This is a genomic window from Coprothermobacter sp. (genome assembly GCA_013824685.1).
Lineage (GTDB): Bacteria > Caldisericota > Caldisericia > Cryosericales > Cryosericaceae > Cryosericum.
The window spans coordinates 47,979-70,031 of record PNOG01000009.1; the positions used below are offsets into that span (position 1 = coordinate 47,979).

General features: G+C 61.6%; 18 protein-coding genes and 1 tRNA gene. 12 read left to right on the plus strand and 7 right to left on the minus strand.

Annotated elements, in window-relative coordinates; all coding sequences use genetic code 11:
* Positions 1-12: 12 nt before the first annotated feature.
* Entirely contained in the window at positions 13-627 is a 615-nt protein-coding gene (pcp, locus tag C0398_02945; GenBank protein MBA4364950.1) for a pyroglutamyl-peptidase I, read from the minus strand.
* 86 nt (positions 628-713) lie between these two features.
* Here pcp and alr point away from each other — a divergent pair, with 86 nt between their 5' ends.
* Positions 714-1,874: an alanine racemase gene (gene alr, locus C0398_02950; GenBank protein ID MBA4364951.1), complete on the plus strand. Its 1,161-nt coding sequence runs from the start codon at positions 714-716 to the stop codon at positions 1,872-1,874.
* 64 nt (positions 1,875-1,938) lie between these two features.
* On the opposite strand, the gene C0398_02955 is transcribed toward alr, so the two are convergent.
* The 3 genes from C0398_02955 to C0398_02965 all read right to left on the minus strand — a co-directional run bounded on the left by C0398_02955 (position 1,939) and on the right by C0398_02965 (position 3,492).
* Complete coding sequence (locus C0398_02955) at positions 1,939-2,454, minus strand: hypothetical protein (GenBank protein ID MBA4364952.1); 516 nt, start codon at positions 2,452-2,454, stop codon at positions 1,939-1,941.
* The gene (locus C0398_02960) at positions 2,454-2,624 is read right to left on the minus strand and encodes a YvrJ family protein (GenBank protein ID MBA4364953.1); all 171 of its coding nucleotides are present in this window, start codon (positions 2,622-2,624) and stop codon (positions 2,454-2,456) included. Before C0398_02960 ends, C0398_02955 begins: the two co-directional genes overlap by 1 nt.
* A 97-nt stretch (positions 2,625-2,721) precedes the next feature.
* A complete protein-coding gene (locus tag C0398_02965) occupies positions 2,722-3,492 on the minus strand; it encodes a DUF554 domain-containing protein (GenBank protein MBA4364954.1) in 771 nt (256 codons plus the stop codon).
* A gap of 6 nt (positions 3,493-3,498) precedes the next feature.
* Between C0398_02965 and C0398_02970 the strand changes: the two genes are divergently transcribed.
* Positions 3,499-5,067: a GTPase Era gene (locus C0398_02970; protein MBA4364955.1), complete on the plus strand. Its 1,569-nt coding sequence runs from the start codon at positions 3,499-3,501 to the stop codon at positions 5,065-5,067.
* A gap of 111 nt (positions 5,068-5,178) precedes the next feature.
* Here the strand turns inward: C0398_02970 and C0398_02975 are convergent, their stop codons facing one another.
* The 3 genes from C0398_02975 to C0398_02985 form a co-directional block, all read right to left on the minus strand.
* Positions 5,179-7,386 carry a hypothetical protein gene (locus C0398_02975; protein ID MBA4364956.1) on the minus strand — a complete coding sequence of 736 codons (2,208 nt, stop codon included), beginning with the start codon at positions 7,384-7,386 and terminating at the stop codon, positions 5,179-5,181.
* Positions 7,376-8,980, minus strand: coding sequence for a CTP synthase (locus C0398_02980; protein MBA4364957.1), 1,605 nt, complete (start codon positions 8,978-8,980; stop codon positions 7,376-7,378). The genes C0398_02975 and C0398_02980 overlap by 11 nt, the downstream gene beginning before the upstream one ends.
* Positions 8,981-9,247: 267 nt before the next feature.
* The gene (locus tag C0398_02985; protein MBA4364958.1) at positions 9,248-9,763 is read right to left on the minus strand and encodes a protease; all 516 of its coding nucleotides are present in this window, start codon (positions 9,761-9,763) and stop codon (positions 9,248-9,250) included.
* A 95-nt stretch (positions 9,764-9,858) separates the two neighbouring features.
* On the opposite strand from C0398_02985, the gene acpS reads away from it, so the two are divergent.
* The 10 genes from acpS to C0398_03035 all read left to right on the plus strand — a co-directional run bounded on the left by acpS (position 9,859) and on the right by C0398_03035 (position 22,052).
* Positions 9,859-10,302 carry a holo-[acyl-carrier-protein] synthase gene (acpS, locus tag C0398_02990; GenBank protein MBA4364959.1) on the plus strand — a complete coding sequence of 148 codons (444 nt, stop codon included), beginning with the start codon at positions 9,859-9,861 and terminating at the stop codon, positions 10,300-10,302.
* Positions 10,283-11,839 carry a bifunctional ADP-dependent NAD(P)H-hydrate dehydratase/NAD(P)H-hydrate epimerase gene (locus C0398_02995; protein ID MBA4364960.1) on the plus strand — a complete coding sequence of 519 codons (1,557 nt, stop codon included), beginning with the start codon at positions 10,283-10,285 and terminating at the stop codon, positions 11,837-11,839. The genes acpS and C0398_02995 overlap by 20 nt, the downstream gene beginning before the upstream one ends.
* Positions 11,840-11,888: 49 nt before the next feature.
* Positions 11,889-12,563: a hypothetical protein gene (locus C0398_03000; GenBank protein MBA4364961.1), complete on the plus strand. Its 675-nt coding sequence runs from the start codon at positions 11,889-11,891 to the stop codon at positions 12,561-12,563.
* A complete protein-coding gene (feoB, locus tag C0398_03005; protein ID MBA4364962.1) occupies positions 12,563-14,548 on the plus strand; it encodes a ferrous iron transport protein B in 1,986 nt (661 codons plus the stop codon). The genes C0398_03000 and feoB overlap by 1 nt, the downstream gene beginning before the upstream one ends.
* 95 nt (positions 14,549-14,643) lie before the next feature.
* The gene (locus C0398_03010) at positions 14,644-16,089 is read left to right on the plus strand and encodes a hypothetical protein (GenBank protein MBA4364963.1); all 1,446 of its coding nucleotides are present in this window, start codon (positions 14,644-14,646) and stop codon (positions 16,087-16,089) included.
* A gap of 431 nt (positions 16,090-16,520) precedes the next feature.
* Positions 16,521-17,627 carry a hypothetical protein gene (locus C0398_03015; GenBank protein MBA4364964.1) on the plus strand — a complete coding sequence of 369 codons (1,107 nt, stop codon included), beginning with the start codon at positions 16,521-16,523 and terminating at the stop codon, positions 17,625-17,627.
* Entirely contained in the window at positions 17,608-17,844 is a 237-nt protein-coding gene (locus C0398_03020) for a hypothetical protein (GenBank protein ID MBA4364965.1), read from the plus strand. The genes C0398_03015 and C0398_03020 overlap by 20 nt, the downstream gene beginning before the upstream one ends.
* Before the next feature lie 112 nt (positions 17,845-17,956).
* Entirely contained in the window at positions 17,957-21,106 is a 3,150-nt protein-coding gene (locus tag C0398_03025; protein MBA4364966.1) for a hypothetical protein, read from the plus strand.
* 75 nt (positions 21,107-21,181) lie between these two features.
* Positions 21,182-21,274: transfer RNA gene (locus C0398_03030), tRNA-Ser, on the plus strand.
* A 28-nt stretch (positions 21,275-21,302) separates the two neighbouring features.
* Positions 21,303-22,052 carry a hypothetical protein gene (locus tag C0398_03035; protein ID MBA4364967.1) on the plus strand — a complete coding sequence of 250 codons (750 nt, stop codon included), beginning with the start codon at positions 21,303-21,305 and terminating at the stop codon, positions 22,050-22,052.
* Position 22,053 lies beyond the last annotated feature (1 nt).

The window sequence follows — 22,053 nt, forward strand, 5'->3', positions numbered from 1 at the left end:
CATGCAAACCTGTTACGGCCGTGCGTTCGACGTCACGATGGCGACGATGCCATCGATCCCGGCCACGATCATTGCCAGTGACATGGAGGGCGTCCCCGGTTTGCCCACCACCTGCTCGGGCAGGAACGGCACGTGAACGAACCCGGCCCTTGTCTCGAGATTGTGTGTGATGATGTGGTCCAGAACACCATAAAACAGATGGTTGCAGACGAACAGTCCCGCCGTGTTGCTGACAGCAGCCGGGAACCCGGCACTGCGAAGCCCGGCAACGATCTGCTTCACGGGCAGCGTGGCCAGGTACGCGGTCGGTCCCTCTGCAGCGATGGGTGCGTCCTCGCGAAGGACGCCGGCGTTGTCGGGAGCCTGCGCATCGTCGCAGTTGACTGCCACACGTTCGATGCTCAGCTCGGCCCGCCCTCCCGCCTGGCCGACCATCACGACAGCGGCTGGATGCAGCCGGTCGATTGCTTCTGTCACCGTCCCGATACTGTCTGCGTACGTCATCGGCACCAGCACGCGTTCGATGTGCGCATCACCCATATCGCCGTTCAGCCGCCTGACGGCTTCCCATGACGGGTTGATGGCTTCGCCGCCAAAGGGTTCGAATCCGGTCACGAGTATCGTCATCATGCTTTCCTCCCTAGGATGGACACAGTATATCCGGACGTGGATTCCGACCAAGCGTCCTTGACGTGGAATGGGGCATCGGTACCATGGCATCAGACAGGAAAACAACATGGCTGCATCAGGAGGAAACGACGACGATGTATCGGCCTACCGTAGCAGAGATCGATCTGGCAGCAATCCGCGACAACCTGCGGGCCATCCGGGCGTGCACCCCGCTCACAACGCAGGTCATCGGTGTCGTGAAGGCTGACGCCTATGGACACGGCGCAGTGCGCGTTGCGGCAGTCCTGGAACAGGAACAGGTCCGGCTGTTGGCGGTAGCGACACCCGACGAGGCTGTCGAGCTGCGCGAGAGCGGAATCACGGCCGAGATTCTCGTCCTGGGACACTCGCCCGCCGATTTCGTCTCATATGCCGTCACGAACAATGTCGCTCTCACGACGGCCAGTCATGCGACGACGGCAATGTACGGAGCAGCGGCGGGCACACAGACCGTGCGCCTGCACTACAAGGTCGACACGGGCATGGGGCGGGCGGGCGTCCTGGCAGACGATGCGACAGAGCAGATCCTGCACAGTGCTGCGGTCCAGCGCGTGGACATCGTGGGTCTGTATTCGCACTTCGCGTGCGCCGAATCCGACCCGGAGTTCACGGCGTTGCAGGCAGCACGGTTTGCGGCGGTCGTGCGTGAGGTGCGTGCGGGCGGCCTCCAACCGGCAATGGTGCACCTGGCCAACTCGGCGGGCATGTTCACGTGTCCCAGCGCCATGCTGGACGGGGTGCGCCCCGGCATCCTGCTCTACGGCTGTCCGCCCGTTCCTGCCCCAACCTGCCCCGTGCGGCCGGTCCTCTCGTTGCGGACAGAGCTGGAAATAGTCAAGGAACTGCCCGCGGGCCACGGCATCGGCTATGGGAGGACATTCATCACGGACCGGCCGACCCGCATGGCGCTCATCCCCATCGGGTACGCCGACGGCTATCCGCGCGGACTGTCCAACAAAGCACATGTCATCCTCCGGGGACGGTTCGCGCCCGTCGTGGGCCGTGTCAGCATGGATGTCTGCGCCATCGACGTCACAGACATCCGCGCCGCGGTGCCCGGCGACCCTGTGACCCTCATCGGCGAGCAGGACGGTCTTGCCATCACCGCCAACGAACTCGCGGAACTCATGGGCACCATCTCCTATGAGGTCCTCACTGGCATCTCGAAGCGCGTGCCGCGCGTCTATATGGGCCGGAGTACCTGACATTCCACACGAGGACATGACAAAACCCCCACCCACAGGTGGGGGTTTTGTCATGATACCGAGGCTACCGCGTCATGACGGCCCGGGATAAGCCACCTCCCCCGTGTTCCTGGAGGGCGGTCCGTATGGCCGCCGAGGGAAACCAGCGTCCGGGGCACGCCGTGAAGCCGGGGATGCCGGTCCTCTCGCTTGGGACCTCGCGATGAAGCATGAGACGGGAGGGTGGAATGACGTGGTGTGCGGACAGCGAACGCAACAGCTGCACCCCGGCGGTGTATTGCACCGCGGGCATGCGCGCCACCTGGAAGTTTCCCAGGAAGCATATGGCGATACTCACAGCGTTGATTCGCGCATTGCCGCAGTTGAATGCGACCATGGCAAGCGGTTGCCCGGCGAACACGACGCCGGTGGGTCCGAGGCCGAAATGGTAGTCGCAGACATAGCCGGGAACGGTGTTCGCCCAGCGCTTCTGGTGGTTGCGCTCGATCGCGGCCCACAGCGCAGCGCCCTCGGGGTCGCACATCCCGAGGGTCGCATCCGTCGCGCTGTGGTGCAGGACAATATGAGTGAGGGGCCGCATCAGGGCGTGACTGCCGAACCATTGACGCGCAGAGCGGTCTCGATGATGTCGGCCAGCCGGTCCAGGCTGGTCTGCATCCGGTCCAGCTTGCCTCCAAAGACCGTCAGCAGGTACACGGAGACGGCGATCGGGAAACCGATGTTGCTGATCAGCGTGACAAGTTCGTCCATGTCGTGCCTCCTTGGCAGGGGGTACCCTGCTCTCGTGTTATGGAGAGGCACGCATGGCGGACGGGCTTGCGACGTCTCCCGGACGGGAGAAACGGTGTCAGACGAGCTTCAGGGCGTGGAAAAGAAGGGCATACAGGACGGCGAAGATCAGGCCGGGAAGGAGGTTGGCCAGCTTGATCTTCTTCAACCCCAGCAGGTTGATGCCGATGGCGATGACCATGAGGCCGCCCGTGGCGGTCAGCTCATTGAGGATATAGGGCTGCATCAGGAACCCCAGCGCGGAGCCCAGCAGGGTCAGACTGCCCTGGATGATGAATACGGGGATGGCGCTGAACGCTACGCCGCTGCCCAGTGTCGCGGCGAGCGATATGCTGATGACCAGGTCGAGGATGGACTTCGTGTAGATGAGTGTGCCATTGCCCGTCATCCCTTCCTGAATGGAGCCAATGATGGTCATGGGCCCGATGCAGTAGATGAGGGAAGCAGTGACAAGCCCCTCTGCCCAGCGGCCGCCAGACGTGACATGAAGCCGCTTCTGGAAACGATCGGCCGCCGCGTTGATCCGGTCCTCGAGCCGCAGGAGCTCTCCCACGATGACGCCGCTCACAATGGCCATGACCATGATGACGGCATTGCCCGTCTTGAGAGCCATGCCGGTCCCGATGGAAACCGTCGCCAGCCCATTCGCGATGAAGATGGCGGTGCGGGTGTCCTCCTTGAGCAACCTGCCGGCGAACATACCCAGCATGCTGCCGACCACGACTGCGACGGCGTTGACCGTCGCGCTCAGGGGGAACCTGAGCACAAAACCCGTTGCCGCCCCCGAAGGGGCGGCAACCAGCGCAGCAATTGCCAAAAGAATACTCATGAACAGATGATGTCCCTAGTCCTTGAGTCCCATCACCTCATACATCGAGAGATACGCCTCGGCGTCGCCAAGTTCCTCGATGGCAGCGATGACAGCATCCTTCGTGTCTGCAGGCAGTGCGCGGTATGCATCCGTGTCGGTGAGTTCGGCGCCCGCCATGAAAACGGATACCGTGCCGACGTAGTCGTCGTCCATCAGTTCAGTGGCCAGCGTGCGAGCCTGGTCCTCGGCCGGGACGAACAGGGCCTGGCCAAGATAGATGACCTCGGACTTCTCGTCTTCGTCGTCACCCTCGTCGTCCTCGGCTTCCTCGTCCTTGCCATCAGTGGCGTCATCTCCGCCCTGGCAGCAGCAGGACCCGCCCTCGGTACGTTCGCCACCGCACTCGCAGTCGTCGTTGTCACCACCGCACGAGCACTCTTCGCCGTCCTCTTCCATCTCGTCGGCCCATGGATGGAACCCCGCAATGCGAACGGTGACGCCGTCGACGTCACGCTCCACGACGACGTGAGACTGATCCTCGTCAAGGTGGTAGTGCCACTTCTTGAGGATCTCTTCGCCTTGCTCGACACTTTCGATATTGTTGACAGCCACCTGGATCAGCATGGGAAACCTCCAATGAACTTGTATGGCATTCATTGTACACGTGTTTGTGTGGGGCGCAAAAGCCTATACACTCTTATTATGAAGAGTGGATTCGTATCTATTTTTGGCAAGCCCAGCGTCGGGAAGTCGTCGCTGATGAATACCATCCTTGGAACCAAACTATCCATCGTGTCACCCAAACAGCAGACCACATGGTACAACATTCTTGGCATCCTCAACAAAAAGGACGCTCAGGTCTGTTTCGTCGACACGCCGGGATATCACAAGGTGAGCAAGAGCAAGCTCAACACGTACCTGGTCGACACGGCACTGCAGTCGCTGGAGGACATCGAGGTCGTGTATTTCGTCATCGACCAGTCGGCCTATCCCGACGCTGAGTACGAGGAGATGATCGCTATCGTCATCAAGCTTGGCAAGCCGATCTTCCTCGTCGTCAACAAGCTGGACCTGGACACGGCCAAGCGCCATGAGATGGTGGCTGCTCCCTTCGTGGAGAAGCTCCATCCGACGGCTGTCTTCCACGTTTCGGCAGCGACCGGCGCAGGCGTCTCACCGCTGGTGAAGGCGACCATCGACGCAATGCCCGTCGGTGAACCCTATTTCGACGACAAGACCCTGACATCCCACCCAATCGAGCTCATCGTTGCGGACACCGTGCGTGAACAGCTGTTCAGCCGCCTGCAGGACGAGCTCCCCTATTCGACGGCCGTCGTCACGGATGACATCACCGAGTCCGCCAAGGGTATCCGCGCCATGGTCAGCGTCTACGTCGCCAAGGACTCCCAGAAGGGCATGATCATCGGCAAGGGCGGTGAACTCATCGCGACCATCAAGGATGTCGCCCGCAAGAACCTCGTCCATTTCCTGGGCGAGCGAGTCGAGCTGGACCTCCGCGTCAAGGTCGAGAAGAACTGGAACCGCAAGCTGCTGACCATGAAACACTTCGGACTGGTGGTCAGCAAGAAGTAGCCTGTCTCTCCTCCCTCGAATGCACAAGCGCCGGGCACAGGCTCGGCGCTTTTCCATATACCTGTTGCTCGGGGTTCGTCCCCACAGGTGGAAATGTGAAGAATGGACGGTCTACGACGGGCCGGGGTTGGCCGCGATAGCCTCGCCTTCGATCAGGTCAGCAGGCTCCATGACGATGGTCCCTCCAGTCACGTACTTGACCGTCCCCTTGCGCGCAACCAGTTCCTTGAGTTCCCAGGGGAAGTTGAGTTCGATGGCGCTGACGCCCCGGAGAAAGTCTGAACGCATGCTGAACCGGACTTTGTCGCCAAGACGCTGCATGCGCACGGACAGTTCGCCGAACGTAGACTGCAAGCCATGGACGTCGATGCCGTCTCCAGCAAACAGCTCGGGCGTCGGCACGGGGATGATGCTCAGGTAGGTGCCGCGTTCGACGAAGATGAGGCTGGTCAGCAGCTCGAGGGCGAGCGCCGTGGCGACGGCGCTGTGCCGTGGACCGGCGAGAGCCCTTCTGGTGTGCAGGTCGACGTAGTCGGGGAGCGCGTCGGACACCCCAAGGTGCTCGAGGCCCTCTGCCATCAGACCATACTCTCCACTCTCACGGCGCAGGACAAGAGCTTTGGCGCACAGCAGTGACAGGCGGATGTCGCCGAGCGAGCCGAGGCAGGGGTTTGCGATGAAGCCGTCGTGCAGCCAGTGCTCGGCGATCCAGCTCATGCTGCCGGTCAGGATGGCGTCTTCCATGCCGTGGGCGCCGAACAGGGCGTAGGCCGCGACCGGCGCTATGTCGGCAAACGTCGCCTTGCCGGGGTCAATATGACTGCCGGCTGCATCTGCCTGCTTGAGCAGCCGCAGCTGGAGGTCGTCACACAGTCTGAGCCGCAGGTCGTCCTTCTCGGAAAGCATGCTCTGATAGCTCTCGATCGCCTTGCCTAGTACCAGATGCAGCATGGGGCCGGAACGCCGCAATGGTCCCAGCAAGCTGATGGCGACAGGCTCCACCGTCGTCTGCGACTGGCTGAGCCAGGTGACGAACTGGTCCGCGACGGGGAACAGCTGTCTGCGGAGCTGCACCTGGCGCGCCGTCTTCAGATGCCAACCAAGAGCGATGACGAGGCTTGCGTACGCAAACAACGCATCCGCCGACAGCGCGGGCCCCGGGGGCAATTGCGCCGCATAGGAGCGCAAGAGGCCGGAAGCCGTGTCGATGTCGCCCACCCGGTCATACGCCTCGACGAGCGCCGGCAAGGCAACGGCATCTACTCCGTCGTCAAACGCCGAAGTCGCAGTGGCCTCAAGAGATGAAAGGTGAAGCAGCTGGTTGGCGGCAAAACGGTTGAGGCGCTCATCGCCTGTGCGATATCCAACGTGTTTCTCCTGCGTTACGACGAGCCGGTGCTCCTGCTCGAGGATCCCGACGCTCTGTCCAAGGAGGAGCGTGAGTTCCTCGTTCTTGAAGGTGCGGTCCCTGTCAACGAAGAAGAAGAACGTGACCTCGGTGTCACCACCGGGTTCGAGCTGGTGATCGAACGCGAGCCGCAGCTGCATGAGACCCGTCGGCGAAACGACTTCGCCGCCAGCATCGGCGTCGACCATGCTGCCAGTCCGGGGATCGTAGACGGTGACCCTGGTGCTGCTCGGTCGCTCACGGGCAAACGCGACATGCTGTCCGTTCAGCATAATGAGGTTCTCACGGGAGAAGCTGAACCGTTCCAGGCTAGTGAGGCCCTCCTCGTCGAACGGCTTGATGAGGAGAACGAGGGTCACGGCGTGAAACTGGTCGCTGGTGTTGCGCAGCCGGAACGTGACTTGAACGAAGGGCAGCTCCATCAGACTATGAGGAAACGCACTCCTGGTCACGGTGAGCTCGGGTGCCGTCATGGCGACGCGGTGGATGCCATCTTCGAAGGAAGCCGTCGTCGCCCTCGGGTCATACGCTGCGGAGGAGCACACCTCGCGCCCTTCCACCTGCGCCACGTAGTCGATGGTGGCAGGCACCAGCGTCAGAATGAGCGTCCCGCATTCATCCGCCCGCACACCCTCCGGGTGGCGGGGCAGACCGAGATGCGTCAGGCGCTCGCCGGTCAGATTGTCCCACGAGGGGATGGTCCCCGCCTCGCCGGCAAGCTGTACTTGCAGGTAGCGTGGCAGCTCCTCGGGCTTGAATAGCGCCGAAGCCGTCTGCGTCAGCACTGTGCGCAGGGTCGCCTCGGATTCCGTGCGCACCTGCCCCGCGCCGCCGATGACCTGCAGCCGATCCAGCACGTCGCCCGCAGCCTGGCTGAGGGTGACGGTGCGGACACGTTTTCTACCCCTCATGCGCCAGCATGGCCTTGACAAACGCTACGAACAGGGGACCGGGCTGAAGGGGCTTGGACGCGAGCTCGGGGTGAAACTGGACGCCGACGAAGAATGGATGACCGACGAGTTCGAGGGACTCAACCAGGTCCTCCTCCGGGTAGACAGCAGCGACGCGCATGCCATGCTCCTCGAAGGCCGCCCGGTACTCGTTGTTGAACTCGTAGCGATGGCGATGGCGTTCGGAAAGCGTAGATGCCCCGTATGCCTCTGCCACCCTGCTCCCTGGCGTGATGGTGTTCTCGTAGACGCCGAGCCGCATGGTCCCGCCCAGCTTCTGCACGCCCTTTTGCGACGGCATGAGGTAGATGACGAGGTCCTCAGCCTCTGGCCTGAACTCCTGGGAGTTCGCGTCGGCAATACCGAGCACGTTCCGTGCAAACTCAATGCTGGCAACCTGCATGCCCAGGCAGATGCCCAGGTAGGGCAGATTGTTGGTACGTGCGTATCCCGCAGCCAGGATCATGCCTTCAATGCCACGTTTCCCGAAGCCCCCCGGGACCAGGATGCCGTCGTACCTGCCCGCATCCAGCAGGCGCGTCCCCTGCTTCTCGACGTCTTCGCTGTCAATCAGGTCGATGTGCAGGTCACACCCGGTCGCCCATGCGCCATGGTGAAGCGCTTCGCGGAGGGACAGATAGGCATCATTCAGCTGAACGTACTTGCCGACGATGGCCAGCCTGCGCGGCGTCTTCGCCTGATCGATCGTCCACGTGAACCGCACCCAGGGCGTCTCGGTCTGGGCCGTGCGGGGCGCCATGTCGAACGCAGAAAGGACGAGGTGGCCGACACGCTGTTCCTGCAGGTAGTTTGGAACCTTGTACACCGAGGTCAGGTTGGGCAGCGAGATGACGTGATCGGCGGGGACACCGCAGAACAGGGCCACTTTGCGCTTCTGGTCAAGCGGCAGTTCCTTGACGCCACGGGCCACGACCAGCGTAGGCTGGATGCCGATCTTGCGCAGTTCGCCGACGCTGTGCTGGGTGGGCTTGGTCTTGAGTTCGTCCGTGGTCTCAAGATAGGGGACGTACGTCAGGTGAGCGAAGATCGAGCTGGCAGGATCCTCAGCCCAGAACTCGCGAATGGCTTCGAGAAACGGCAGGCCTTCGATATCGCCGACCGTGCCGCCGACCTCGACGATCACGAAGTCAGCCTTCGACGCCTCTGCCACCTTCATGACACGGCTGCGGATCTCCCCGGTGAGGTGCGGGATGATCTGCACCGTGTGCCCCAGGTACTCGCCCTTGCGCTCTTTCTCGATGACAGAAAGGTACACCTGCCCGCTGGTGATATTGTTCATGCGGTGCAGGTTCTGGTTGAGGAAGCGCTCGTAGTGCCCCAGGTCCAGGTCGGTTTCCGCCCCGTCCTCCGTCACAAAGACCTCGCCGTGCTCAAACGGGTTCTGCACACCAGCGTCGACGTTGAGATATGGGTCCATCTTGAGCATGGTCACGGAGAAGCCCTCGTCGAGGAGGATGCGTCCCAGCGAGGCGGAGAAGATACCCTTGCCCAGCGACGACATGACGCCACCGGTAACGAAGATAAATTTGCTCATGCTTCCTCCGCGATTGACTGGGGTATGGAACTGCGCGCCACGGTCACGGGCACACCGTACGGTCGCAAGAAATAACGCGCCAGCCCCTCAGCCGGCGCGGGGTCAGAACGATCTTACCTGCCATGCCTGCTCCTTGTTGGACGTGCGTCGCGGAGATCGACGTTCTTGTTGAACCCCATGTTCGCTCCCCATTCATTGTATATGAAAACGGCGGGCCGCCAACCGCGCAGGCCGGCGGTGCATACTGCTGGTCTGCCCCAGACAATGTTATCTCTGAGCGGAGAGCACCCTCAGGACTTCACGCATGAAGTCTGGCAAATCAGCCGGCGAGCGGGACGTGACGAGGTTGCTGTCGACGACAACCGATTGATCGACCCAGATTGCCCCGGCGTTCGACAGGTCATCCCTGATCGTGGCGGTGCTGGTGAGCGTGCGCCCTTTGACGATCCCTGCGCTGATGCCCACCCACCCCGCGTGACAGATCATCGCCACCAGCTTGCCCTTGTCATTCATCTCGTTGACCAGAGCAAGCACGGCCTTCGACCGGCGCAGGAAGTCCGGCGCATATCCACCTGGCACGATCACACCCTCGAACTCTCCCGGCGTGACGTCCGCGATGATCATGTCCGGCGTGAAGGGCACACCGAATTTACCCTTGTAGACACGTTTTTCTGTCGCAACGCCGACCGATTCGAACCCGGCTTCCCTGAGACGAAAATAGGGATAGATAAACTCATGCTCGTGCACCATCTCGTCCAACAGAACAGCAACCTTCTTTGCCATACCGGCCTCCTGTGGCATGCTTGAATTCTCTCCATATTCTAGCCACATAGAGGCATAATGCTATGTGGACACTTGACACCGATCAGACAACCTGAGTGGGTCTTCTGAGCCGATTCACGGTGAGACCGCGCCCTCCGCGTCTTTCCTGCTATACTGAAATAGTGAAACAACTCGGCGTGGACATAGTGGCCGTGGCGCGTATCCGGGCTCTGGGGGAACGGTATGGAGAACGCTTCCTGAACCGTGTCTACTCCGCCTCCGAACTCTCGACATGTGACCGCCCCGACCGCTGGCAGTGTCTGGCAGGCCGCTGGGCCGCAAAGGAGGCTGTCATCAAGCTGCTGCCTCCCACGGACCTTCCGACATTGCGCGAGATCGAGATCGCTCCAGGCCCGGAAGGCGCGCCGATTGCCGTCATCCGGGGGACACCCTGGTTCAATTGTTCCCTCAGCATCAGCCACGAACGCGAGTACGCGGTCGCCGTGGCCATGGTGACCCAGGGAGAATACGGGAGTATGTATGAGAGCGGCGACTCGTAGTCAGATCCGCAGTATCGAGAAACACACATTCAACGAATACGGCATGCCGTCGATTGTGCTCATGGAGCGCGCCGGCCAGGCTGTCGCGGACGCCGCGCTGAACATCGCGGATGAGGACGCGGAAGAGGGACTGCGGCCGCACTTCGTCGTTCTGTGTGGCACGGGCGGCAACGGAGGCGACGGTTTCGTCGCTGCGCGTGACCTCCTGTTCGCTGGCTTCCCCGTCACGGTATTCGCGGTCCCCGTCAAAGGACGTCCCAGCGACGATGCGGAGACGGAGCGCGCATTCCTGGAGCGAGTCGCCCCTGAAAACACGCTAGTCAACGTCACGGACGAAGAGGTCCTGGACAAGATCGAGGAATCGATCGATGAGGACGCCATCGTCATCGACGCCCTGTTTGGCATCGGCCTCGACCGCACGGTCTCCGGAATGGCCGAGGACATTATCACAATCGTCAACGCAAGCCTCGCGCATGCTGTCATCGCAGTGGACATCCCATCCGGCATCGACTGCGACACTGGTGCTGCGCTTGGAACTCCCGTCTTTGCCAGCGATACCGTCACCTTCGGTCTGCCAAAGCTGGGCCTGTACATGGGCGCGGGCGCAGAAGCGGCAGGCGAAGTCCACGTCGAACAACTCATCTACCCAGACATCCTGCTGGAACAGAGTGCGATCCATGCTCAGCTGACCGAGCCCCCCGTGTTCCCGGAACGAATGCGCACCATGCACAAGGCCACGTATGGCAAGGTGGCCATCATCGCCGGCTCTCCCGACTACACGGGCGCCCCCGTCTTTGCCGCTGAGGCTGCGCTCACTGCAGGGACAGGCGTCGTCCACCTCATCGTGCCTCAGAGCATCGCGGACGTCGTCCGTGTCAAGGTCGACGGACCGATCGTCCACGCGTTTGCTGGTGACGTCCTGACCCTCGAGGCGCTCCCTCATATCCTGGAACTGCTGGAAGATACCACTGCGGCACTGATAGGCCCGGGCCTGGGGCGCGACCCCCGAACGCTGGAGGCCGTCCTGCTTCTCGCCGGTGCCTTCAAGGGAACGCTGATCCTGGATGGCGACGCATTATTCGCCTGCTCGGGTCATCTCGATGTCCTGTGGAAACGAGACGCTCCGACGATCCTGACCCCGCACGCTGGTGAATTCGCCCGTCTCGTGGGCCTGACACCCGAGGACGTCGAGAAGAGTGGAACGCTGAGTCCGGCACAGATCCTTGCTGCTCAGGCAAGCGCTGTCGTGCATCTCAAGGGACACCGCTCGCTCACCATACTGCCTGACGGCTCGCTGTACATCAATACGACTGGCAATCCCGGCATGGCCAAGCCTGGCATGGGCGATGCTCTCGCGGGCATCATCCTGTCACTGGTTGCGCGCGGGGTGGCGCCTGACCTGGCAACAGCTCAGGGGGCATACATCCATGGACTTGCCGGAGACGCGGCAGCCGAGGTCATGGGAGAAGAGTCGATGGGAACGCCGGAGCTTATCATGGCTCTGGCCGCTACGATCAAGGAATTGAACGCCGGGTAGCATCACCGGCAGACCACCCACAAGGGAAGGTCAGCGTCACCGACCGGCCATGGCCCGGCAGACCGCATGCAGCGGTCAGAGAGGATCCTGTCACATGAACAACGAAAACGAATCAGTCACGTCGGAAGACCGCGAAGAATGTCTGGAAGCACTTTGCCGTCTTGAGCAAGCGCATCACTCCTCGACGGCGGCGGACTTGGCCGCAGAACAGGACCTCGCCGGCAGGCGGCTCACCGACTTGCTGCTCGACCTGGTGATGTCCGGCGACGTCACGACCGAGGGGTCGTCGTTGAACCTGACGAAGAAGGGGCGGGCGACCGGCAGGCGCATCGTGCGCCGGCATCAGCTGGCTGAGCGGATGCTGTGCATGCTGGGACTGCGGAAGGACGCCGCCCACCGAGAGGCATGCAAGCTGGAACACGTCCTGACCGACACGGATGCTGCGGACCTCGAGAAGCGTATGGCAATGGTCATCGGCATGGTCGACCTCGGGGCTGTCACGCTGGACCAGGCAGACACGGGCAAACCCTACCGCGTGCGCTGGATACGCGGAGGCCAGGTGGTCCGGAGGCGGCTGGAAGACATGGGACTGGGGCAGGGTTCGACCGTGACGGTCTGCAACCGTCAATCCGGAGGACCAGTCGAAGTCGAAGCCCACGGGGCGTGCGTTGCCCTCGGGCGCGGCATTGCCCTGAAGATCCTCGTCACGCCGGAGGACCAGTGATGGCATACTGTGAGGTCACGCCACGCATCGTACGCGGGCAACGTTTCGACCTGACCATTGCGCTGGCCGGCAACGCCAACGTCGGCAAGTCTGTCATCTTCAACGCCCTGACCGGCATGAACCAGATCATCGGCAACTGGCCCGGCAAGACCGTCGAACTGGCGGAGGGTTCCTTCGACTACAAGGGGAAGCACATCCGGGTCGTCGACCTGCCCGGCATCTATTCGCTGTCAACGTACTCGCAGGAAGAGGTAGTCAGCCGCGAGTTCATCGCTGAGGCCCAGCCGGACGTGGTCGTCAACGTGGTCGACTCGACCGTACTGGAACGCAACCTGTATTTCACCCTTCAGCTCAGGGAACTGGGCGCGCCACTCGTCACGGCGCTCAACCTCATCGACCTTGCGACCAAGGAAGGCCTGGTCATCGACGAGTCGAAACTTGCCTCGCTCCTGGGCGTGCCTGTCGTCCGGACGTCGGGAGCTTCAGGCAAGGGGCTGGACGCTCTGGTCGACGCCTGCCTGGCGACGGCGGACAGACCTCCCGTTGCACCGGTGGCCTACGGCAAGGAGGTCGAGGGCGCCATCCGGGCGCTCGAGACGGAACTTGGGGGGGTTACTCTGCCCGACAGCCTGGTCCACTACGCTCCGCGGTTCCTCGCCATCAAGCTGCTGGAGGGGGACGCTGAGATCATGGGCCGCTGGGGAGGGAGCAATTCCGTGACGGAGGTGGCAGCTGGACTTGCGCACGACCTGGAACAGATCCATGGAGAATCCGGCGCAAGCATCATGTCCTCTGAACGGTACAGTGCCTGCGCCCGCATCGCCGCCGCATCGGTACGGCGGCCCGAACGACGCGACGACGCACCGGGCGACCGCCTGGACAAGGTCCTGCTCCATCGCGTTTTCGGATGGGTGACATTGGTCATCGTCATGTTTGCCGTGTTTGGTCTCATCTTCGTCCTGGGGGGCCGGCTCTCCTCTGTCCTGGACGCTCTCTTCGGCTCTCTGCAGAACGCCTTTCTGGCTCTCCCCATTGTCCCATGGCTGCGAGACTTTCTCTGGGGCGGCGTCCTGCAGGGTGTCCTGGCAGGCGTCTCTATCGCTCTCCCCTATATTGTCCCGTTCTACATTGTCCTCTCGTTCCTGGAGAACTCGGGATACATGGCCCGCATGGCATTCCTGACCGACGCCATCATGCACCGCATGGGCCTGCACGGCAAAGCGTTTATGCCCATCATCCTCGGATTTGGGTGCAATGTGCCCGCCGTCCTGGGGACGCGCATCATGGAACGCGACCGGGACCGCTTCATCGGCGGCGTGCTTGCGTCACTTGTCCCATGCTCGGCGCGCACCGTCGTCATCCTGGGACTCGTGGGCGCCTTCATGGGTTTCTGGCCCGCGCTGTCCCTGTATCTCATCAGCCTCGTCATTATCTTCGTCGTCGGACGCCTGCTCAACCGGTTTATCCCGGGCACCAATCCTGGACTCATCATGGAGATGCCCAGTCTCAAGTGGCCGCCCCTGCGCATTACCCTCAAGCAGACATGGTTCAGGCTCAAGGACTTTGTGGTCTTCGCATTCCCCATCATCGCGGGCGGCTCCGTCGTGCTGTACGTTTTCGGCAAGCTGGGATGGGTGACCGCTTTCGCGACATGGGCTGCGCCCTTCACCGAAGGCATTCTGGGGCTTCCTCCCGCGGCGCTGGTCGTCCTCGTCTTTGGGATCCTCCGCAAGGAACTTGCCCTCATCATGCTGGCCACGCTGATGCACACCCCCCATCTAGGAACCGTCATGACACCTCAGCAGATGTACATTTTCGCCTTGATCGTCATGCTCTATGTCCCCTGCGTCAGTACCATCGCAGCACTGAGACGCGAGTTCGGCACCAGGCGCGCGACACTTGTCAGTGTGGGCGAGGTCGTGCTGGCGCTCGTCCTTGGCGCCCTGGTCAACTGGGGCTGGAACCTGGTGTCGCTCATCCACTAGGCGAAAGCGTCAACGTCCTGCGGTCTAGAGCACGTTTCTACGCCACAATACTTTGACAAAACGACTTGGAGGGCAATAATGAGTGAGGTGATGCAATGACACAGGAAAACCTGAGCGACCGGCTGAATCTGTACGAAGCGATGTTCGAGCGCAACCCCCGCGATGGGCTGGTCAGCGTTGGCAAGACCTATCTCTACATCCTCTCCAACCGGCCGCAGGATGCGCTCAAGTCCGCCCTTGAAGCGTCGCTGTCGGTTTCCTCCAAGAGCCTGCGCGTCCAGCTGGCCATCGCGCTGGGGTACTTCCTCCGCAACAAGCCCGGCGAAGCCCTCATCGAAAGTCGGTACGCGCTCAACATCGATCCTGCCAGCCCCCTCTGCCATCTGGTCCACGCGAGCATCCTGCTGGCTCTCCGGCGCACCGACGAAGCCAGACTCGCGTTCCTGAAGTGCCTCTCGCTCTCCTCCGACAACACGTTCCTCACTGACCTCAGACTCCGCAACCACAGGGCCATCTGTGCCGCCCAGCTCCAGAACCCGCTTCTCGCTGCATACAGCAACCTCAGACTGCGCGTCCCGGACATGACCGAGTCCGATGTCCAGCAACTGGTCGAGCAGAACCCGACCGACCCTGTGCTGAAGGCACTGTCTGCTTCTCTGCAGCGGCGCAGCGGCAAGATCCGTGAGGCCCTCGTTCTGCTCGAGAGCGGCCTGGCAAGCTATGAAGCATTTCCTGAGAGACTCTACCTGCTGTGGAAGACCTATGACGACCAGCTCGGCAACCATCAGAAAGGGGAGCTCTTCGTCCGCCGCCTGCTCGAGGTTGACCCGCTCAATGACCGGGCCACCGGTCTGGGCTACTCCAACCTCGACGAGGAAACGCTGCGCCATATCAACTTCATCAAGTCTCTCGAAGACCTTCCCGATTCCATCTTCGCCATGGTGCTACCAGTGTGGGAACTGGAGAACCTCATTGGAACCACCGAAGCGGATTCCCTCGACACCACGGCCCTGACGCCGTGCGAGCAAAAGACTGCTGCTGCGCTTGAGAAAACCTTCACCCTTCCGGGCCCTTCCCAGCAGCCTCGTGTTCCTGAACCGGAAACACCTCCCGAGGCCTCCCCGGCGGTCGCTTCGCTGACGACCGAAGAGCCGGCAGTACCATCACAGCCGATCATGGCCCACATGGCGAGTATGCTGGAACAGGCACAGCTCATCGCGCGCGACTTGCGGCCGACACCCGCACCGGCTCCGATGTCCCGTGCGCCGGTCAACATCGATCCCAGCGTCGTCCGGGCTTCCACCCCGGAATCAGCCACGGAAGAACTCAGCCGAGTGTCCGCTGTCCCTCATCATATCCCCACGAGCATTCGGGAGCCAGTATCTGTGCCCAACTCAGGCTCCGAGCTCACTTCTTCCGGACAACCGTCGCAACCGGCCGCACCCGCTCACATGACGATGCGATATGCCAATAGTCTGCTGGAAGACTCACGATTCGAGGAAGCATTGCAGGCCTTCCTGGAACTGAGTCATACCAGCTAGCCTCCAGCCGGAGCAGAGTCGCGCCCGTCCCGTGAACAATGCCGGAACATCGGCCGTCTAATAGCGGGTGATGCGATGAGAACACCGAGACTGATTTCCTGCCTGATCGTGGGCATACTGTGTTGCTCACTGCTGGCGCCGGTCGCCGGTGCGACATCGACGTTCACGGCCGACCTGGCCCTCTACAGGACCAACAACAAGGCGACTTCGGATGCTGCGCGCGAGCTGGCGACCTACGTCACCACTGAAGTGCTCTTTTCACGTTCACTCAAGAAGCCTGCTCGACAGGCCCCTGTCCTCGTCCGCACCTACCGGATCGCGCTCGACCAAGTGGTCAGGGCAAACAGACGCGTTGCCCGGGACCAGCGTGTCAGTGATCGGCTTCTTGCCGACGTCCTCGCACTGGCCGGCGAGAAGCGCATAGAAGCCGCATGGATCCTTTTGAAGAGAGGTGCTGCGGGACAGGAGCGTTTCCTGACGACCATCGCACGGACCCGCCTTCTTGTGGACAGATGCAGGGCACTACATGCCCAGCTCACGCGGATGGGAGGGTAAGGACGAGTGATGTTCGGTATCATTCCGGGCCTCATTACGGCTCGACTGACCGCACTGCTGGGCGGTGTCGTCGTTGCACCGTTCGTGATGCTGTTCATGGTTCGCTACAACGCGTACCGCCTTCCAGTCAGGCTTTCCTGGTTCAAGGCATTTCTGGTATCTTCCGTCTCGTTTTGTCTGCTGTTTGGACCCCTGATCCTGCCTCGTATGACAGCGCTGCTGCGATTTTCGTTCATCCGGGGAACACTATTCCAGGTACTGCCCTGGGCGGTCCTCTGGTTCGTCGCAGCCTTCGTGTTCGCGTGCCTGGTCGTTTCGGCGGTGCTGGGACTGTCCTTCAGACAGGCCGTGTCATGGTGGGGCGTCGCCTTCGCCGCAACACTGGCTGTCAGCTGGATCGGGGCACTGGCCGTCGTCCTGCTGTACCGGTATCTCATCCTGCCAAGCCTCACCGATTTCTTCTAGCATCGATGCTCCTGGATTTCGAGACCCTCATGAACAGTTGTGCACACGAAATCTACGCATACCTGGTCGCACGAATGGGTAACCGGTTCGACGCGGACGACGTCTTTCAGTCCACGTTCTTCAAGGTGCGTCATTTCCTCCCGTCCTTTCGCGGCAACTCCGCCCCAACGACGTGGGTCATGAGGATTGCCATGAATGAAGCAAGCAGCTTTCGCCGGCGCAAGGGACGGGAACTTCCCCTCCTGACCCCGGGAGACGCCCTGCCGCAGCCGGGTATGGATGGGGTGGGGTACGACCCGGTGCAGGCCGAGAACGTCCAGGACGTCGCAGCAGGCATGCGGCACCTTCCGGGCAACCTGAGAGACGTGTTGTATTTCTACTACTACAAGGAAATGTCCTACGAGAAGATCGCGGAGTTCATCGGGAAGCCCGTGGGGACCGTCAAATCGCGCCTCTTCCGCGCGAAGGAAGAGCTGAAGGCCTTCCTGGAGGCACATCGTGACCATCGAACACAATGACGACGAGCTTGAGCAGCTGCTTCGGACACACTATCACGCGACTGTCGACGGCGTGAGGGTACCGGAAGACCTGCTGCACCAGGTCCTGACAGCAACCGAACCGCAGCGCGGGCGCACAGCCCGCTGGACGCCAGTCCTGGCCTTCGCGCTGGCCGGCGCCTCGTTCCTCATCATCCTCGCCTCCTCGCGCGTTGTCGAGGTTCTGCTCAGCTTCTAGACTGCCTTCTCGTTCACAAGTCTTCCCGACTCTCGCTCCGACCGGTCAGTGCATGGCCCGGGTGCGGTTTGCATTTTCCATGGGCACGCTATAGTTTCTCTATGGAGAGGGTTTGCAGACCGTGAGATCCCGCGAACGCAACATAGCCAGAGCACTCATTCTGCTCCGGTACGCCGTCATTGCTGGAGGCAGCGTCTGGTGGCTTCTTGCTGTGCTCACCCAGACCCCTGGTCCCATCGGGCTCGTGCTTCTGCCCGGGCTCCTTGTCACCAGCATCGCCTTCAACGTTGCGCTTGACCTCATAGAACGTTTCGCGCCCCGTAGCGGGGCGGTGCGCGCCCTCCTCCGCCACCAGATCCTGTTCGACGGCATCGCCATGAACCTCTTCGTGGGTGCGCTGGGCAGTCCCCTGCTGATGGGCAAACCCATGTTCTATGGCGGAACGCGCATCCTGCCGTTTGACGTCAGCTTCGTCGTCAGTGGCACCTTCGTCGTCATCGCGTCCATCCTCCTGCAGAACGGGCGCTTTCCTCTGTACCTGATGGCAGCCCTGGCAAGCCTTGTGGCAAGCCAGGCATTGTCGATTGCTCAGCAGCAAGGCAGCGGCTTCCTGCAGGCGCTCCGGTCAGCCAACTGGGGGGAGATTGGCGCAGGGATGCTTGCGGTCGCAGGCGTGGGGATCCTGTCGTATACTGCCGATGCACATGTCAGGCACAGTCTTCGCGCCATGGATACCCGCGTCGCCGATGTCAGTCGCGACAAGGACCGCATGCAGGCCGCCTTCCACAAGTTGTCCTTCCTTACCGCCATCATCCAGGACATGGCTGCATCTCAAGCCTATCAACAGGTCCTGGAGGCCATCACGGACCGCGCAGCGCTGTTCTTCTCAGCCGACGACGCCATGATAGCAACCATTGATGCGGATATGGAACACCTGTCCGTCGTCGCCGCCAAGAGCGAGTACCGCGAGGCTCTCTCGCACCTGCGGATCCGACGGGGAGAGGGGATTCTGGGCAAGATCTTTGACGGCGACACCCCCGAGCTTATCAAGAACGCTCTGCTGGACCCGCGCGCCATGCAGATCTACGGCACCCCCGAAGAGCCCGAATCGATGATGGTCGCTCCACTGCGCAAAGGCAGCCAGAAGTACGGCCTGGTATCTGTCAGCCGCATTGGCGTCGAGAATCCGTTCAACGAAGACGACCTGGCGCTGTTCACGTCATTTGCAAATATTGCAGCCTCAGTGCTGGATAATGCCACGATGATGGAGGCTCTCAAGCGCAAGAACTTCACACTGACCGTCACCAACCAGCTGTCCTCCGCTATCGTCTCCCCCCTTCCGTTCGAGGAGGAGATCAACAGGTTCCTCTCCATCATGAACAACGCGTTCCAGCTGTCGCGCATCAATCTGCTGATGGTGGAAAATGACCACGTCAACCACTTCTTTACGGTGCCGCCGCCCAAGTCCCCTGTCTCGCCTCAGGAGATCATTGCCCGCATGAACGCAGGAGCAGGTGCCCTTGGACAGGCGCTGCGCGAACGAACGATCGTCAATGTCCCCAACATCGCCGATCATGCCAACTACGCCATGGCCGATGAGGTGACGCGCAGTGAGCTGGCCATCCCGATGAAAAATGCGGAAGGGCGAGTCATCGCTGTGCTCAACCTGGAAAGTGGCCAGCGCGACTACTTCACCAGCGACGTTGCGGCGGACGTCCTGGCAGTCGCCGGAGAGGTACAGGGATTCCTGCAGGTCAGGCTGATCTGGGAAGAAGTCAAAGAGCAGCGCAATATCCGCGAAGCCATCAACAGGGCAGAGCTGGAAAACATCGACGTCTCGACGGCCGAACAGGCAACAGCGCATCTCAGTCGCCTCTTGCAGCGAATCCTGCCCGGGCCAGGGAGCGTCGTCCTGCTGGAGAACTCGGGCAACACGGCACGCGCCTGGACTGCCATACGGGCAGCCAGCACGGAAGAGGCAGAACCTGTCCGTCTCTTCGAAAGCGAGCTGCGGGCCCGACTGGCTGTAACGCACTCGTTGTCGCGCTCGGTCACCGGCCTGCTCCAGGGTCGCGAACTGCTGGTGCGTCAGCTGGACTTCGAGCAACGCCTCGTGGGCTTCGTCATCGTGGGCATCGGGGACCACAGACTGCTGACTGTCAGCGAGACCGGTGCATTCGACCTCTTCATGGCCTATGCGGAGTCCATCGTACAGAAGATCTTCGTGAAGCAGTGCTCCGCCCTGCTCACGAAGTATCAACTCGCGGCAAAGGAACTGTTCGACACCTCCTTCAAGCGCACAGACCTGCGGCAGTTCCTGTCTGCCACGGCTCGCAAACTGCAGGATGTCATGGAGGCGGACGGATCGGCATACATCCCCTTCGACGCGGAGTCCAGACAGCTGGTCGTCAGCCAGGCTGACATCATCGGGTTCACTCCGGAGTCCGGAGTCGAGCCGGGTATCCTGGCCGAAGCGTTCAGCAGTCCCAGCATTTCCGTCGTCCACTCTGAAGTCTCGAACACGATGGTTCCACTCGCTCCAGGGGCCATGACCGAGCTGACGCTCCGGATGACACTCGAAGGCATCCTGTATGGTGTTTTGTACATGTCGTTCAAACGCCCCGTGCTTCTCACGGACGAAGAGCGGCACATGGTGGAGGCTTTCGTCTCGGACTGCAGCCTGGTCGCTGAGAACATCCTGTACGTCCATCGCATCGACGAGCTCTCGGTGACCGACGAGTTGACGGGCCTGGGCAACTATCGCGCGTTCGTGACGCACTCCGTCGAGCAGTCGGAGCGCACAGCACGGTTTGGTGAAGTGTTCTCCCTCCTGTTCTTTGATATCGACGACTTCAAGAAGTACAACGACACCTACTCCCATCTGGACGGCAACCTTGCCCTTCAGAGCATCGCGGACATCCTGCGCCATAGCATTCGCAGTGTCGATTCAGCCTACAGGTACGGCGGCGAGGAGTTCGTCATCCTGATGCCCGAGGCCTCTCGCACCGATGCCCGCAAGGCCGCCGAGCGTATCCGCGCATCCGTCGAACGCAACAGCGCTCGTGACCACCGCCACTTCCGTACCGTCGTCACACTGAGCGGCGGCGTGGCAAGCTTCGAGGACCGCGTGTCCGACCCAAAGAACCTGCTCCTGCTCGCCGATCTTGCCATGTACCAAGCCAAGAAGAGCGGCAAGAACACCATCTACGTCCTGGACAGCCTGGCCAGTCAGAAGCGGACTACGCCAGGATCGCAGCAATAGACGGCCGCTTGCTCCCTGTTCGTTGCATCTGAGGACGTTTTCCGTATACTTGTTCTGTTCGTGTTCCTACCATGCGGAGAGGTGGCTGAGCGGCTGAAAGCACCCGCCTGGAGAGCGGGTTGGTGGGTAACCCCTGCCACGTGGGTTCAAATCCCACCCTCTCCGCCAGTCTGGAACCGTCCATGTCTGTGGTCAGATGCTCACGTCGGATCAATCCAGGTCGCCCATGCACAGATATGATGCTGTCCTCTTCGACGTCGACGACACGCTGCTGGACTTTGACGCCAGCGAGGAAGCAGCATGCAGGCACGTCTTCGATTATCGCACCGATTCCCCTGCTACCCCGTTTGCTCTGTTTGCCGCAGCGTTCCGCAGTGTCCACAATGCCACGTGGAACCTCTACATGGCGGGAACCGTCGGTCGTGCAGACGTTTTCCGCGTGACGTTTGAGGAGCTTGCCGCCATGGGGTATCTGGACGGCATGGACCCCGCTGTTGCTGCGCTCACATGTCAGGACTGGTTTGTCCTCCACAGCGTCCCGGAGCCTGAAGCACTGCGAGTCCTGGCACTTCTCCACACGCGGTACAGGACCGGCGTCGTCAGCAACTACGAACTTGCTGACATCCAGCGGAAACGGCTTGCCACCTCGGGGCTTGCCGAGCTCCTCGATGTCGTGGTCATCTCCGGCGACAGCGGCGTCGAAAAGCCGGACCCAGCCATATTCGACGAGACGCTTCACCAGCTCGGCCTGGGACCGAGCGAGTGCCTGTTTGTCGGCGACTCGCTCGCCAGCGACGCCGCAGGTGCCCTAGAGGCCGGCATGGATTTCTGCTGGTATCGCCGGCATCATACGGCGCCATTTGCGCCGACCACGGCAGTGAACGTCATCGACTCGCTCACCGAACTCCCTGCCCTGCTCGACGCCCCTGATTTTCCTGCGCGGTGAG

Coding starts and splice junctions, on each gene's coding strand:
- pcp (MBA4364950.1), bottom strand. CDS start 627: ATGACGATACTCGTGACCGGATTCGAACCCTTTGGCGGCGAAGCCATC.
- alr (MBA4364951.1), top strand. CDS start 714: ATGGCATCAGACAGGAAAACAACATGGCTGCATCAGGAGGAAACGACG.
- C0398_02955 (MBA4364952.1), bottom strand. CDS start 2,454: ATGCGGCCCCTCACTCATATTGTCCTGCACCACAGCGCGACGGATGCG.
- C0398_02960 (MBA4364953.1), bottom strand. CDS start 2,624: ATGGACGAACTTGTCACGCTGATCAGCAACATCGGTTTCCCGATCGCC.
- C0398_02965 (MBA4364954.1), bottom strand. CDS start 3,492: ATGAGTATTCTTTTGGCAATTGCTGCGCTGGTTGCCGCCCCTTCGGGG.
- C0398_02970 (MBA4364955.1), top strand. CDS start 3,499: ATGATGTCCCTAGTCCTTGAGTCCCATCACCTCATACATCGAGAGATA.
- C0398_02975 (MBA4364956.1), bottom strand. CDS start 7,386: ATGAGGGGTAGAAAACGTGTCCGCACCGTCACCCTCAGCCAGGCTGCG.
- C0398_02980 (MBA4364957.1), bottom strand. CDS start 8,980: ATGAGCAAATTTATCTTCGTTACCGGTGGCGTCATGTCGTCGCTGGGC.
- C0398_02985 (MBA4364958.1), bottom strand. CDS start 9,763: ATGGCAAAGAAGGTTGCTGTTCTGTTGGACGAGATGGTGCACGAGCAT.
- C0398_02995 (MBA4364960.1), top strand. CDS start 10,283: ATGAGAGCGGCGACTCGTAGTCAGATCCGCAGTATCGAGAAACACACA.
- C0398_03000 (MBA4364961.1), top strand. CDS start 11,889: ATGGCCCGGCAGACCGCATGCAGCGGTCAGAGAGGATCCTGTCACATG.
- feoB (MBA4364962.1), top strand. CDS start 12,563: ATGGCATACTGTGAGGTCACGCCACGCATCGTACGCGGGCAACGTTTC.
- C0398_03010 (MBA4364963.1), top strand. CDS start 14,644: ATGACACAGGAAAACCTGAGCGACCGGCTGAATCTGTACGAAGCGATG.
- C0398_03015 (MBA4364964.1), top strand. CDS start 16,521: ATGGATCCTTTTGAAGAGAGGTGCTGCGGGACAGGAGCGTTTCCTGAC.
- C0398_03035 (MBA4364967.1), top strand. CDS start 21,303: ATGCTCACGTCGGATCAATCCAGGTCGCCCATGCACAGATATGATGCT.